12 protein-coding genes are annotated in these 14,880 nt (G+C 46.7%); 10 read left to right on the top strand and 2 right to left on the bottom strand.

The window, feature by feature from the left end:
- Positions 1 to 41: 41 nt before the first annotated feature.
- Together uxaC and C8N47_RS13970 are read right to left on the bottom strand one after the other, a co-directional pair.
- Positions 42 to 1,442 (bottom strand): glucuronate isomerase, encoded by a 1,401-nt coding sequence (gene uxaC, locus C8N47_RS13975; RefSeq protein ID WP_107823194.1) that lies wholly within the window; start codon positions 1,440 to 1,442, stop codon positions 42 to 44.
- 28 nt (positions 1,443 to 1,470) lie between these two features.
- A complete protein-coding gene (locus C8N47_RS13970) occupies positions 1,471 to 2,718 on the bottom strand; it encodes a tagaturonate epimerase family protein (RefSeq protein WP_107823193.1) in 1,248 nt (415 codons plus the stop codon).
- Between the two features lie 222 nt (positions 2,719 to 2,940).
- Between C8N47_RS13970 and C8N47_RS13965 the strand changes: the two genes are divergently transcribed.
- The 10 genes from C8N47_RS13965 to C8N47_RS13915 all read left to right on the top strand — a co-directional run bounded on the left by C8N47_RS13965 (position 2,941) and on the right by C8N47_RS13915 (position 14,496).
- Positions 2,941 to 4,005 carry a LacI family DNA-binding transcriptional regulator gene (locus tag C8N47_RS13965; RefSeq protein ID WP_320168384.1) on the top strand — a complete coding sequence of 355 codons (1,065 nt, stop codon included), beginning with the start codon at positions 2,941 to 2,943 and terminating at the stop codon, positions 4,003 to 4,005.
- 13 nt (positions 4,006 to 4,018) lie between these two features.
- Positions 4,019 to 4,870: an SDR family oxidoreductase gene (locus C8N47_RS13960; protein ID WP_107823191.1), complete on the top strand. Its 852-nt coding sequence runs from the start codon at positions 4,019 to 4,021 to the stop codon at positions 4,868 to 4,870.
- A 201-nt stretch (positions 4,871 to 5,071) separates the two neighbouring features.
- On the top strand, positions 5,072 to 6,151 hold the full coding sequence (locus tag C8N47_RS13955) for a sugar kinase (protein WP_107823190.1): 1,080 nt from the start codon (positions 5,072 to 5,074) through the stop codon (positions 6,149 to 6,151).
- A 43-nt stretch (positions 6,152 to 6,194) separates the two neighbouring features.
- Positions 6,195 to 6,557 carry a four helix bundle protein gene (locus tag C8N47_RS13950; protein WP_107823189.1) on the top strand — a complete coding sequence of 121 codons (363 nt, stop codon included), beginning with the start codon at positions 6,195 to 6,197 and terminating at the stop codon, positions 6,555 to 6,557.
- 48 nt (positions 6,558 to 6,605) lie between these two features.
- Positions 6,606 to 7,895, top strand: a complete 1,290-nt coding sequence (locus C8N47_RS13945; RefSeq protein ID WP_107823188.1) for a nickel-dependent putative hexonate epimerase — start codon at positions 6,606 to 6,608, stop codon at positions 7,893 to 7,895.
- A 64-nt stretch (positions 7,896 to 7,959) separates the two neighbouring features.
- Entirely contained in the window at positions 7,960 to 8,997 is a 1,038-nt protein-coding gene (locus C8N47_RS13940) for a Gfo/Idh/MocA family protein (protein ID WP_107823187.1), read from the top strand.
- Between the two features lie 116 nt (positions 8,998 to 9,113).
- Complete coding sequence (gene pdxB, locus C8N47_RS13935; RefSeq protein ID WP_107823186.1) at positions 9,114 to 10,244, top strand: 4-phosphoerythronate dehydrogenase PdxB; 1,131 nt, start codon at positions 9,114 to 9,116, stop codon at positions 10,242 to 10,244.
- A gap of 36 nt (positions 10,245 to 10,280) precedes the next feature.
- Positions 10,281 to 11,735, top strand: coding sequence for a decarboxylating NADP(+)-dependent phosphogluconate dehydrogenase (gene gnd / locus C8N47_RS13930; RefSeq protein ID WP_107823185.1), 1,455 nt, complete (start codon positions 10,281 to 10,283; stop codon positions 11,733 to 11,735).
- Between the two features lie 216 nt (positions 11,736 to 11,951).
- The gene (locus C8N47_RS13920; RefSeq protein WP_107823183.1) at positions 11,952 to 12,875 is read left to right on the top strand and encodes a bestrophin family protein; all 924 of its coding nucleotides are present in this window, start codon (positions 11,952 to 11,954) and stop codon (positions 12,873 to 12,875) included.
- A 124-nt stretch (positions 12,876 to 12,999) separates the two neighbouring features.
- Positions 13,000 to 14,496 (top strand): IMP dehydrogenase, encoded by a 1,497-nt coding sequence (locus C8N47_RS13915; RefSeq protein WP_107823182.1) that lies wholly within the window; start codon positions 13,000 to 13,002, stop codon positions 14,494 to 14,496.
- The last annotated feature ends 384 nt before the right edge of the window (positions 14,497 to 14,880 follow it).

Genomic DNA, 14,880 nt, shown 5'->3' with positions numbered 1-14,880 from the left:
CTCCAAGAATTGTGCAATCGATTTCAACCTATTCGGAATGACTAAAAATTAAAGTATTCTTTCGCGTTGTTGAAACAGATGTTTTCGACCATACTACCCAACAGTTCCATGTCATAAGGAATTTCTCCGTTCTCAACATCTTTGCCCAACAAGTTGCACAATGTACGTCGGAAATATTCGTGACGGGTATACGACAAGAAACTGCGCGAGTCGGTTAACATACCGACGAAACGGCTCAATAATCCCAGGTTCGAGAGTGCGTTCATTTGCTTCTCCATACCATCTTTTTGGTCAAGGAACCACCAGCCCGATCCGTACTGGATTTTTCCGGGCACCGAGCCATCCTGGAAGTTACCCAGCATAGTTGCATACAGCTCGTTATCGCGCGGATTAAGGTTATACAAAATTGTTTTGGTCAATTTGTTTTGCATGTCCAGACGGTCCAGCAATTTAGCCAATGGTGCCGCAACAGGCACATCGCCAATTGAATCGAAACCGGTATCCGGTCCTAATTTTTTGAACAAACGGGTATTGTTGTTCCGCTGAGCACCAATGTGAAACTGCTGCGTCCAACCGCGTTTGTGGTCCATTACACCAAATTCATACAACATGCATGATTGGAATTTCAGAATTTCAGTAGCGTCTAAGCCAGCGCCAGCGCGAATTTTAGAGAAAATTGCTTCAATCTCTTCTGCAGTATAATCTTCAGCAAAAGCCGTATCCAAGCCGTGGTCTGACAGGCGACAACCGTTTTCGTGGAAAAACTCGTGACGTTTGTCTAAAGCAGCGATCAGGTCACCAAAAGTTTTGATATCCATTCCGGCCGCTTTTTCCAACTGCTCCATATAGTCGTTGAAGAAAGCCGGATCAGCAACCATCATAGCTTTGTCGGGACGCCATGCCGGCAACACAGCCACCTCGAAACCTGAATCTTTAATTTGGCGATGATATTCCAGGGAATCAACAGGGTCGTCGGTTGTACAAATGGTATGCACGTTAGCCTTGCGGATCAATCCGCGACAGCTGTACTCCGGTGTATTCAGCAAACGATTACATTCGTCGTAAATCTCTTTCGCCGTAGCCGGGCTCAACAGTTTATCAATCCCGAAGAATTTTTTCAACTCCAGATGAGTCCAGTGATACAAGGGATTTCTCAATGTGTGAGGCACCGTTTCGGCCCATTTTTCAAATTTTTCCCAATCGCTCGCATCGCCGGTACAAAAGCGCTCGTCAACGCCGTTTGTACGCATGGCTCTCCACTTGTAGTGATCGCCGTACAACCACACTTCTGTTACGGTATTGAAACGACGGTCTTCGGCAATATCCTTAGGGTTGATATGGCAGTGGTAGTCAAAAATCGGCATTTTTGCCGCATGTTCGTGATACAATTTCTGAGCTGTTTCTGTTTGCAACAGAAAGTTCTCATCCATAAACTTTTTCATTTTCTATCTAATTTCTGATTTTGGTTTTTTATAAATTGAATAACCGCTTCAGGTGGCGGTCGTAAATATTTTCTTCCACACAACGGCCAATCACATCGGCGTGTTTCTCAAGCAAGCCAATGTAGGTCTCGCCTAGCTCGGCGGCCACTTTGTAGCCAACGTGAATCAACTGACGGAAATTTGGATTGTATTCAGGATGTCCCGGAATATGTCGTAAGCTGTTGGCAAATTTCTCAGCATCCCATTTTTTCACTTCATCAACAGTCGGGAGTTTACTGTCGTCAATATCAATTACATCAGCATACGGAGCACATAATTCCTCTTTGCGCGCCAGGGCTTTTTCATAAATTCCTTTAGCTGTTTCCAGCGCCTCGCCGCCGGCCAATGCCAAACCAATCACCTCTTCGAGCCAGGTTGTACCGGCCGTTTTTATATGTAAGCCTTTGTCTAACTTTTTCAAGATCCCGGCCATAATGGGGTAAATGGTAAACTTATCGCTACCCGAGTGCACACTCAATTTCAGGGTTTCGGGCAAACCAAAGTTCTTAACAGCATAGTCAATCACCATCAGGTCGGCTTCAAACTCTTTGGCAAACTGAGCTGTATCGCCTACGTAATCGACACCTTTATTAAAACGGCCGGTAAATTTGGGCGCAAATGTCTGCGCAGGAATTCCCTGGTCGGCAATCATCTTTAAGATAAAAAACATATCCACCGGCGTTTGGGGAGCCTCAACCTCATCCATCGAAACTTCGGTTATAAAATTCCCCTTTCCTTTTACCGACTCAATATGGCGATAAATCCGCCCTGCTTCCTTAATCGCTGCCAAAAACTTACCCGCCTCTTCTTTCAATAATTCATCAGTCACAACAATAGGTTCAGCTACGCCCGGAATCTTAACTTCCGGCCCCAGCAACTTGCACGATTCACAAAATGCAGCTACTTCGTCATCCGACGACGCCGTGCCGATATACATGGCAACATCGAGGGTGAAAAAATCCGACACATCTACAAATCGATCAACATTTGTCAGGTTAATATGGTCAGCATCAACACAATATTGACCACTCCAACCCAAAGCCTTCACCGCGACATCGGCCTCACGGCGGGTTTCAACAGGTTCCGAATGAATCGTATTGTGCTCCCGGTTCGACTTATTCCACACCGGCACAACCTCAACGCCTTGTTGGGTAGCTTTCATTAAAGCTCTTAACTGAGCCTCGCCCTGATGACTAAAACGATCGCCAACGCCAAAACTGAACTTTCCTATTTTCATAACTGATTTAATTTATGGTTTGATTATCTTCTACTAACGACACGCAATGCGATGCCGTGTTCGCACACGAAAATAGACCATAAAAACAAGGAAAACAATTAATCGTCACAAAATTCGACCAAAAGATGTTTTAAAATATATTTACCGTGTGCGAACACGACAAGCCGAAATTTTGTGTAAATTTGTTTGAATTGAATGTTTAACCCTTCAAAGATTTAAGCCATCAAACCAAAAAAGAGAATACGAATTAAAGACATTGCAGAAAAAGCGAATGTATCGATTGGCACCGTTGACCGCGTAATTCACAACCGGGGAGAGGTCAATCCGGAAACCCGTGCGAAAATATTAAAAATACTCGAGGAGTTGGACTACCGCCCCAACATTTTGGCCAGCACCCTGGCTTCGAAAAAGACACACACCTTTGCCGTATTAATTCCCGAGGTGCCCCATCCCGAAGCTTACTGGAGCAAACCCCTAAAAGGAATCAGCGAAGCAGCAACAGAGCTTCAGCAATATGGTGTTGTGGTGGAAACCCACTATTTTTCGCAGGCCAACCCGACCTCGTTTCGCAAAAAAGCGGAAGAAATTTTAAAACAAAATCCAGAGGGCGTTGTCTTCGCGCCGTTTTTCTCGCGCGAATCAATCGACTTTATTGCACAATTAAATCGACATCGGATTCCTTATGTGTTTATTGACTCCAACATGGGAGATTGCAACAAGCTCAGTTTCATCGGCCAAAACTCGTTTCAATGCGGCACTTTGGCTGCCCGGTTATTTGATATTTCACTCCCCCATGATTCAAAAATTTTAATCATTCACTTTGGAAAAGAACTGGATAACCAGAACCATCCCAATCAGCGGGAAAAAGGTTTTCTCAACTATTTTGAACAAAGCAACGAGCAAGGGCAAAAACGCACACACACCCTTAAAATCGAGAACCCAAACAATCCGGATTTTTTCACCGTTATCGATCGTGAGATTGAAAAGCTCGGTGGGGTGAACGGCATTTTCGTCACCAACTCGCAGGTTTTCCGAATTGCCCAGTACCTTGAATCGAAAAATATGCACCATATCCGCTTAATCGGACACGACCTGATTCAACAAAATGTGGAATACCTGAAAACCGGCCTTGTTGACTTTCTGATCTGTCAACGCCCCGAAGAGCAAGGGCACCGTGCCATTCAGACCTTATTCGATCACATTTTATTGAAAAAGCAAGTCAAAAGAGACAACTACACCTCTATCGATATCGTAACCAAAGAGAATCTGGACTTTTATAAAGAATAAAATCAAAGTAATTATGGAACCAATTAGTTTTAATGATCTCGCAGGAAAGGTTTGTGTTGTAACCGGTGGCTACGGCGTACTGGGCATCGAGATGGTGAAAGCACTGGCTTCAGTAAAAGCCCGAATTGCGATTCTGGGCCGCAACAAAGAAGCAGGAGAAAAAGCCGCGGCAGAAATCAGTTCGACCTACAAAACCACAGTAATCGGTGTTCAGGCCGACGTTCTGGACAAAGACTCGTTGGAAAAAGCAAAAGCTGTTATTAACGAACAGCTGGGCGATGTAGCTATTCTGATTAACGGAGCCGGCGGCAACAGTCCTTCGGCAACAACCAAAGTTGAAGAGCTGACCGAAAGCAATATCGACAAGCTGGAAGACTCGTTTTTCGGCTTGAAAATGGACGGATTCGATCATGTTTTCGACCTCAACTTTAAGGGAACGCTGCTGCCAACCATGGTCTTTGCAAAAGATATGATCAAAAACCGCAAAGGCGCCATTCTGAACATCACCTCAATGAACTCCTATAAACCGTTGACCAAAATACCGGCTTACTCGGCTGCCAAAGCGGCAGTCAACAACTTCACCGAGTGGCTGGCTGTTCACTTTGCAAAAACCGGCATTCGTGTCAACGCCATAGCCCCGGGCTTTTTCATCACCGACCAAAACCGCTTTTTGGTTCTAGATGAGAAAACCGGAAATTATTCGCCCCGAGGCCAAAAAATTGTGACCGGCACGCCGATGGGCAAATTTGGCGAACCAGACGATATGCACGGGGCAACCTTATTTCTTTTATCCGATCTGGCCAAATTCATCACGGGCATCGTAATCCCGGTTGATGGTGGGTTCAATGCTTATAGCGGGGTGTAGAAATTTTACCATTTAGCTATTTACTATGTACTATTTGCAGAATCCGCCAGCTCTAACTATTAAGTTAACAAAGAGGATTACAGGATTTTGCGCAAAATTTTACAAAGAAATATATACGATTGCTCTGCCAACGAGTAAACATGTTAACCACGATAACTAAAAATCGTAAATCGTCAATAAATAAATCGTAAATATCGCGTTATGAAACTTCAACTGAAAGAAAATTTTAAATACTCGCTGTTGGTACCAACCAGTATGGGTGTGCGTATTACGCCGGTAAACGGACAGCCGGTTTACAGCAGTAATTTATTCGAAATGCAGGCAACCAGTGCCGAAACCAATGTGGCCAGCATCTCATCGTACCTGGGACTACCGGTAAAAGTTCTGACAACTTTCGTGAAAGGAAGTCCGATTGCCGCATTCATTAAAAGCAACCTGAAAGCCCGCCAGATGGACTATGAAGGCCCCGAAGTTGCGCAAGGCGATCCCTGGGGATATCGCCACCAATTCAACATTGCCGACAGTGGGTTCGGCTCACGAGGACCTCGTGTGCAAAACGACCGTGCCGGCGAAGTAGGTCGTACGTTAAATGTGAAGGATTTCGATCTGGAACGTATTTTCGGACAGGAAGGTGTTCAAATTGTTCACCTCTCGGGATTGATTGCGGCCTTGTCGCCCGACACCAGCGAGTTCTGTCTGCAAATCGCACGCACGGCAAAAAAATATGGCACACTCATTTCATTCGACCTCAACTACCGGGCTTCGTTTTGGAAAGGCCGTGAGGAAGAATTACGGAAAAACTTTACCGAAATTGCTGAAGCCTCCGACATTCTGATCGGAAACGAAGAAGACTTTCAGCTTTGTTTCGGCATTAAAGGGCCCGATGCCGGCGGAAAAGCCATCAACGACGAAATTCAGGAATTTAAAGGCTTAATCAACAATGTAAAGCTCGCCTTCCCCAAGGCTCAGGTATTTGCAACAACGCTGCGCCAGGTGATCAGCACCAACGAGCACCTCTGGGGAGCCGTACTTCGTGCCGGCGACGACTGGCAGGTTGTTGAGCCTCGGAAGATTAACGTGCTCGACCGCATTGGCGGAGGCGACGGCTTTGTGGGCGGCATGTTATACGGGATCCTCAAAGGATGGGACAGCGAAAAATGGCCGCAGTTTGGCTGGGCAACCGGTGCACTGGCAACAACCTTCCTGACCGACTACGCTCAACCGGCCGATGAAGATATGGTTTGGAGTATCTGGGAAGGCAACGCCCGCGTAAAAAGATAAACGTAATTGACCATTTACATATTGACGATTTACCATTTTCACAATGGATGAAGAAAGTCTGAAAAAAAGATTGAAATTATTTGCCTTGCGCATCATAAAGCTTTCCGAGAGTTTACCGCAAACAATGACGGGCCGAACTCTCGGAAATCAAATTATCCGCTCAGGAACATCTCCCGGTGCCAACTATCGGGCTGCATGTCTGGCAAAATCAGATAAAGACTTTTTGAACAAACTGAAAATGGTCGAAGAGGAACTTGATGAAACTCTTTATTGGTTCAAACTGATTATTGAATCTGGTTTAGTTGAAAAATCGTTGTTGGAAAAACTAATGGCCGAGAATTTGGAATTATTCAAAATCATTGCCAGTTCAATTACAACAATGAAGCGAAAAATGAACTCCCAATGACCGGTTCTGTTCATTTAGTAAATGGTAATTAGTTAAATCGTAAATACTATGATTTATTATGAAATTGGCTCAACAAGCCACGAATTAAGCAAAGACGACCTGAAAAAAGGTTTGTTTGCCGCATTGGATCAGTTAAAGGACGTCGATAAAGTATTGGCAGTGCCACCTGACTATACCCGCTTGCCAAGTCGTGCAGGCGATTTAACGGAACTTAGCTGGGAATATTACGGCGAAAAGCTCACCGATGTGTTACCCGCATTGGGAACACACTCGCCCATGACCCGGGAACAAATCCATCACATGTTTGGCAAGCTTCCGGAGTCATTAATTCGTCCGCACGACTGGCGCAACGATGTGGTGACCGTCGGAACCGTTCCGGCCGAATTTGTGAAAGAAGTTTCGGAAGGAGCGGTAGAATTTCCCTGGCCGGCGCAGGTCAACAAATTGTTGCTGGAAGGAAATTTCGACCTGATCCTTTCAATCGGCCAGGTTGTACCCCACGAAGTTGTCGGCATGGCTAACTACAACAAAAACATCTTTGTCGGCACCGGCGGTTCCGAAGGCATTAACAAAAGCCACTTCATTGGTGCAGCCTACGGTATGGAACGCATGATGGGACATGCCGACACACCGGTTCGTCGGGTATTCAACTATGCCTCGGACAATTTCACACAGGACATGCCCATTTTATACGTTCAAACCGTAGTGGGACTGGACAAAACCGACGGCAAAGTTAAATGTCGCGGCTTGTTCATCGGCGACGATTTTGAGGTATTCGATAAAGCGGCAAAGCTATCGCTGCAAGTAAACTTCGAAATGTTGGACCGCCCGCTAAAAAAAGTGGTGGTTTGGCTCGACCCAACGGAGTTTAAATCAACCTGGCTGGGTAATAAATCAGTTTACCGCACCCGGATGGCTATCGCCGACAAAGGCGAACTGATTGTGCTGGCTCCGGCCTTAAAAGAATTCGGAGAAGACAAAATCATTGATGGATTGATCCGGAAATATGGTTATTTCGGAACGCCCAAAACACTCAAAGCAGTCGAAGAAAATCCGGAACTTCAGGATAACCTGGGGGCTGCTGCACACCTGATTCACGGCTCCTCGGAAGGTCGTTTCTCAATCACTTACTGCCCCGGGAAAAAACCAGGCAACCTGACCAAAGAGGAAATTGAAAGCGTGGGCTTCAAGTACGCTGATTATGACGAAGTGACCGAAAAATATAATCCGGAGAAATTGAAAGATGGCTTCAACATCCTGCCCGATGGCGAGGAAATTTTCTATATTTCCAATCCGGCAATCGGCTTATGGGCCTATAAAGAAAGATTTAAATACTAAGCCCCTCCCAGCCTCCCCGGTGGGGAGGCGTAAGAAATTGAAACCCGGATAACAATAATTTTCAATGGCAGAATCAATAAAGACAGAAATAATCTCTCCCCCCTCGGGGGAGACGGAGAGGGCTGTCCGCTGGGGAATTATCGGCTGTGGCGATGTGACGGAAGTGAAAAGTGGCCCGGCTTTTCAGAAGACCAAACACTCCGAACTGATCGCTGTGATGCGCCGCAATGCCGAAAAAGCAGCCGACTACGCACACCGACATGGCGTGCCCAAATGGTACGCCGATGCCGATCAGTTGATCGCTGATCCGGACATCAACGCCATTTATATCGCCACCCCTCCCGGTACGCACGCCCTGTATGCCATTAAAGCCATGCAAGCCGGAAAACCGGTGTATGTGGAAAAACCAATGGCAGCAACCTATGCCGAATGCCTCGAAATGCTTAAGGTTTCCAAAGAAACCGGTATGCCGCTGAATGTTGCCTATTACCGGCGCACGCTTCCTGCCTATTTAAAGGCAAAAGAGCTGATTGAAAACGGTACCCTGGGACAAATCCTAACGGTGTCAATCACGCTGCATAAAGCAGCCGACGAACATTCAACATCCAAAGACAACTGGCGGCTTGACCCTGAAATTGCCGGGGGAGGTTTGTTTTACGACCTGGCATCGCACCAGTTAGATTACCTCGATTTCTTGTTTGGACCGGTGACCGAGGTAAACGGAATGGCATGTAATAAAGCCGGCTATTACGAGGCGGAAGACACAGTTTCTGCTATCTTCACATTCAAAAACGGTGTGATCGGTACCGGAAACTGGTGTTTCGTGGTTGACCAATCGGCCGAACAGGATAAAATAGAGATTTCCGGGACAAAAGGCCGGCTAAGTCTTCCTTGTTTTGCACACGGCGAACTTGAATTAAGAACCCACAAAGGCATTGAACACTTTGGCTTTACCAATCCGGTGAACATTTCACACAACCTGGTGAGAAACGTAATTCAATCGCTGCGCGGTGAAGAGCTTTGCGTAAGTACAGGCGAATCGGCCGCACGAACAAATAGAGTACTGGAAGAAATTGTGAGCAATTATTACAAGAACAGTTAAACCACATAGACGGATAGGATACAATTGGAACTTGCTGTTGAAGAAGAGAACGAGCGGTTCTTGCTATATTCGCCTGTTGGAATTTGAAACCTGTAATTTGGAATTTTACTTAAAATATGAAGTTTATTGTTGACGATAAAATCCCTTACATCAAGGGAGCACTGGAAGCTTTTGGCGAGGTGATTTACTTGCCGGGAGCAAAAACAACGGCCGAGGTTGTTCGCGATGCGGATGCCATCGTAACCCGCACCCGCACCAAATGCAATGCAGATCTGCTTGCAGGATCAGCTGTGAAATTTATTGCTACGGCCACCATTGGTTTCGACCACATCGACACCACTTACTGCGCTGAGGCCGGAATTAAATGGACCAATGCCCCGGGCTGCAACAGTAAATCGGTGGAGCAATATGTGGCCTCCACCCTCTTCGTTTTGGCAGAGAAACACAATTTCGAACTGAAAGGCAAAACCATCGGTGTTGTTGGTGTTGGGCAAGTGGGATCGAAAGTGGCCCGCTTTTGTGAAATCATCGGGATGAAGGTTTTGTTGAACGACCCGCCGCGTGAACGTGCCGAGGGACCGGAAAAATTTGTCAGCCTGAACCAAATTCAGGAGCAGGCAGACTTCATCAGCCTACACGTTCCATTAAACATGGAAGGTGAAGATGCAACTTTCCACCTGGCCGACGAGAGCTTCTTCAATCATCTTCCGAAGAAGCCTTTTGTGATTAACTCCTGCCGCGGAGAAGTGCTCGATAGCCAGGCCGCCAAAGTCGCGCTCCGGGAAAATAAAATCAATGGCCTGGTGTTGGATTGCTGGGAGAACGAACCGGATATCGACTTGGAGCTACTCGCAGCCTGCGACATTGCCACGCCTCACATCGCCGGATATTCCAAAGATGGCAAAGCCAATGGAACCAGTATGAGCATTCAGGCCATAAGCCGTTTCTTCGGGCTGGGAGCCGACAACTGGAGTTGCCCGAATATTGAGCTTCCCGAGCAAACAAAAATCAAGCTCAACGGTTTCAACTGTACCGAAGAGCAAATTATAGCCACGGCCGTGCTGGCCACCTACGACATCCGTCGTGATGATGCCGCTTTTCGGGCACGGGTTCAGGATTTTGAAAAACTCAGAGGCGACTACCCGGTGCGTCGCGAGTTTCCGGTATTCACCATTCATGCAGAACAGATACCTGCGCCAACGCTGGAAAAACTCGAGGCTATCGGATTTCAAATTGAACAAAAATAAGACACATTTTTAGACAATAAATTCAAAATAATACAAATGAAAAAACTAGCAGATATTGGCTTAATCGGGTTGGCCGTAATGGGCGAAAACCTGGTTTTGAACATGGAAAGCAAAGGCTACACCGTTGCTGTTTATAACCGTACAGTAGAAAAAGTCGACAAATTCGTAAATGGTCGCGGAGCGGGAAAAAACTTCATCGGGGCGCACTCCATCGAGGAGCTGGTGGCATCGTTGGAAAAACCACGCAAAGTAATGATGTTGGTGAAAGCCGGAAAGCCGGTCGACGACTTCATCGAACTGTTGATCCCTCACCTGGAACCGGGCGATATCATCATCGATGGCGGAAACTCTCACTTCCCCGATTCTATTCGTCGTACAAAGTATGTTGAAAGTAAAGGTTTGTTGTTCATCGGCACCGGCGTATCGGGCGGCGAGGAAGGCGCGCTGAAAGGCCCCTCGATGATGCCAGGCGGTAGCCCCGCGGCATGGCCTGCTGTAAAAGAAATTTTCCAGTCGGTTGCCGCAAAAGTTGAAGATGGTTCTCCTTGTTGCGACTGGGTAGGTGAAGACGGTGCCGGTCACTTTGTAAAGATGGTGCACAACGGAATTGAATACGGGGATATGCAAATCATCAACGAGGCTTACCACGTAATGAAAGAATTACTTGGCATGAGCGCTGATGAAATGCACGAAGTATTCAAAGTGTGGAATACCCAAGAACTGGATTCGTACCTGACCGAAATTACCCGCGACATTCTGGCGTTTAAAGATGAAGACGGCGAACCGCTGGTGGAAAAAATTCTGGACACTGCCGGCCAAAAAGGTACGGGTAAATGGACGGGCGTTACAGCGCTGGATTTGGGTATTCCGTTGACTTTGATCGGCGAATCCGTTTTCTCTCGCTGCTTATCGGCCCAAAAAGATTTGCGTGTACAGGCATCTAAGGTGATCAGCGGCCCGAAAGTAGAATTCAAAGGCGACAAAGCGCAGATGATTGAAGACCTGAAAATGGCTTTATTTGGTGCCAAAATTATCTCGTATGCCCAAGGCTACAACCTGATGATGGAAGCGGCGAAAGAATTTAACTGGAACCTAAACTACGGTGGTATTGCCTTGATGTGGCGTGGCGGCTGTATCATCCGTTCAGCCTTCCTGGCCGACATCAAAAAAGCGTTCGATGTAAATCCGGAATTGCCGAACCTACTGCTTGCTCCTTACTTTAAAGAGAAAGTAGAAACTGCCCAGGCCGGATGGCGTCGTGTATGCGCGGCAGCTCTAACTAACGGAATCCCCGTACCTGCATTGACTTCAGCCTTATGCTACTTCGACGGTTTCCGCAGCGAGCGTTTACCTGCGAACTTGTTGCAAGCGCAACGCGACTACTTCGGAGCGCACACTTACGAACGTGTTGATAAGCCTCGTGGCGAATTCTTCCACACCAACTGGACCGGTCGTGGTGGCGATACCGCTTCGACAACTTACGATGTATAATTGCGTGAATAATATTTTTCGATTGAGGGTTTCACTTAAAGTGAAGCCCTCAGTTTTTTTGAGTCAGTTTTTTTGAGTGATCGCTCCTGTTGAAAGGCAAAGTTCTCCGTTGAAAATGCTCCCCCGCCTAACATTCCCTTTACAAAAATCAGATTATCGATCCATACCGCTCGGAGCATCCGTCTTTTCAATACTTTCGCGCAAATTTCTTTCATCATGATCATCAGAGAACGTAGAAATTGGCTCCGGATGCTTTTTATATGGCAAGGATCGGTCCTTCCCAAAATCATGCCCCGCCTGGTTATGCTTACCGCATTTTCCATTGTGATTTACCTTTTTCACGGCTCGTTTTTCAGTTATAAAATCACCCTCAACCCCTCGGCTTTTACGCTACTCGGCGTGGCACTAGCCATCTTCCTGGGCTTTTGCAACACGGCCGCCTACGATCGCTACTGGGAAGGACGGAAGCTTTGGGGAGCCCTGGTAATCGACACCCGAAGTTTCACGCGCCAAATTCTGACTTATCTGCCCGGCAACGACTCTGGCAAAACCGCATCAACCAAAGCTGTCTATCTAACCATTGCCTATACCTACGCCCTAAAGCATCAACTTCGAGATACCGATGCAATGCCCGATCTGCAGAGGCTGCTATCAGCCGATGAATGTCGCCAACTGGAAGCAATCCGCTTTAAACCGGTGATGCTTCTCAAAATGCTGGGGCATCTGATTGCTCAGGCCGGGCAAAACGGCCATATTGATTCGATCACTAAAATGGGAATCGACCGAAATATAGACCGCCTTTCGGCAACCGTCGGAGGCTGCGAACGGATTGCCAACACGCCAATCCCCTTCCCCTATCATGTGCTGATTCACCGCACCGTCTATATCTATTGTCTGTTACTGCCCTTTGGTCTGGTCGACACCATCGGCTGGATGACCCCGATTATGGTCTCTTTTATCGGCTATACCTTCATGGCTTTGGATGCTATTGTTCACGAAATTGCCGACCCCTTCGGCACCGAACCCAACGATCTGGCCTTAAACAGCCTTTGTAAAACCGTGGAGCACTCCCTGCTCGAGATGGCCGGGCTTCCGATGCCGAAGGCAGAAATGCGAAATGCAAATTTCTGCATCGATTAAGCGAATAAACACCACGCGCACAAGCATCTGGAATAAATGTTTTATCTTTATCTGTTCCTTGCTCAAAATTCCAAAAAATAATTGTAGTTTTGCGCAATTTTTTAACACAAAAAGCTGGCATATCATGGCAAAATATTCGAATGAAGTTTCAAGAACCTTTAGTGAATACCTGCTTATCCCTGGTCTGACCGACAAAAACTGCACTCCTGCAAATGTGTCGTTGAAAACTCCGCTGGTAGCCTTTAACAAAGGCGAAAAACCGGCCTTGGAGCTCAATATCCCGTTTGTATCGGCAATCATGCAGTCGGTATCCGACCACAATATGGCAATCGGATTAGCACGTAATGGTGGACTTTCATTTATTTTCGGTTCTCAGGCAATCGACACTCAGGCTGAGATGGTTCGTAAAGTAAAAAAATTTAAAGCTGGTTTTGTTGAAAGCGACTCAAACCTAACACCGGAGCAAACTTTAAAAGATGTGCTTGCCTTAAAAGCAAAAACCGGACACGGTAACATCGCCATCACTGAAGACGGTAGTGCAAATGGTAAGCTGATGGGCATTGTTACCAGCCGTGATTACCGTCCGAGCCGCGACTCGCTGGACAAAAAAATTAAAGACTTCATGACTCCGTTCAACAAGTTAATTACCGGTAAACTGGGAATTAGCCTGAACGAAGCCAACAATATTATTTGGGACAACAAGCTGAACAGCTTGCCCATTGTCGACGAAAATCAAAATTTCCACTTCTTTGTCTTCCGCAAAGACTACGAAAGTCACAAAGAACACCCGCAGGAATTGCACGACGACAGTAAAAAACTACTGGTTGGCGCCGGCATCAACAGCCGCGACTATAAAGAACGTGTTCCCGCTCTTGTTGAAGCCGGAGTTGACGTGCTTTGCGTCGATTCATCCGACGGCTTCTCGGAATGGCAAAAAGAAGCCGTGGTTTGGGTGAAAAAAGAATATGCCGGCAAAGTGTATATCGGTGCCGGTAATGTGGTCGATAAAGAAGGTTTCACTTACCTAGCAGAAGCCGGAGCCGACTTCATTAAAGTTGGTATTGGTGGTGGTTCTATTTGTATCACCCGCGAGCAAAAAGGAATTGGCCGTGGCCAGGCAACTTCGGTGATTGAAGTGGCTGAAGCCCGTGACGAATACTTCGAAAAAACCGGCCGTTACATCCCCATCTGTTCCGATGGCGGTATTGTGCAGGATTACCACATGGTGCTGGCCCTGGCAATGGGTGCCGACTTCCTGATGATGGGCCGCTACTTTGCCCGTTTCGACGAAAGCCCTACACGCAAGCTGATGGTCAACAACCGCTATGTGAAAGAGTACTGGGGTGAGGGTTCCAACCGCGCCCGTAACTGGCAACGTTACGATATGGGTGGCTCTGAAAACCTGAAATTCGAAGAAGGTGTTGACAGCTACGTTCCTTATGCCGGTAAGTTGAAAGATAATCTCGACATCACTGTGGGAAAAATTAAATCAACCATGTGCAGCTGTGGTTCTATCTCTATCCCGCAATTGAAAGATACCGCAAAGATCACCCTTGTTTCAGCAACAAGTATTGTTGAAGGTGGAGCACACGACGTGATTTTGAAAGACGCGAATATGTAATGTTCATTTTTTGAATAAATAGATCCGGTCGGGAGCTGCCTTTGTTTTAGGCGGCTCTCGCTGTTTCCGGCCCTTTGCGAAGCAGCACCCCTGCCCTATACCCCGCCCTTGAGGGCAAAGAAAACAACACGGGGCAGCAATGTTCAAAAAGATAGCTGCTTCCCGAAGAATCTCCAACAAAGATGAAAGTTTACTATTTTTCGACCAGGCTGTTGTCATTGTTTTCAAAAGTTGTCGGGTTGTCGTTCCTCTTCTAATCAAAACCAGTTATTGGCATTGCAACTTAGCACCTCTGCGTAGTAAGACTTTCAGAAAAAACCTTCATGATTCGGAGGGAATCTCCAATAGGGATGATAGCGGTGGAAGACAACAGAAGGCATTTAA

Origin of the sequence: Mangrovibacterium marinum (genome assembly GCF_003046625.1) — a bacterium.
Lineage (GTDB): Bacteria > Bacteroidota > Bacteroidia > Bacteroidales > Prolixibacteraceae > Mangrovibacterium > Mangrovibacterium marinum.
The sequence above is the reverse complement of the archived record's forward strand: the minus strand, read 5'-3'. Positions and strand labels throughout refer to the sequence as shown.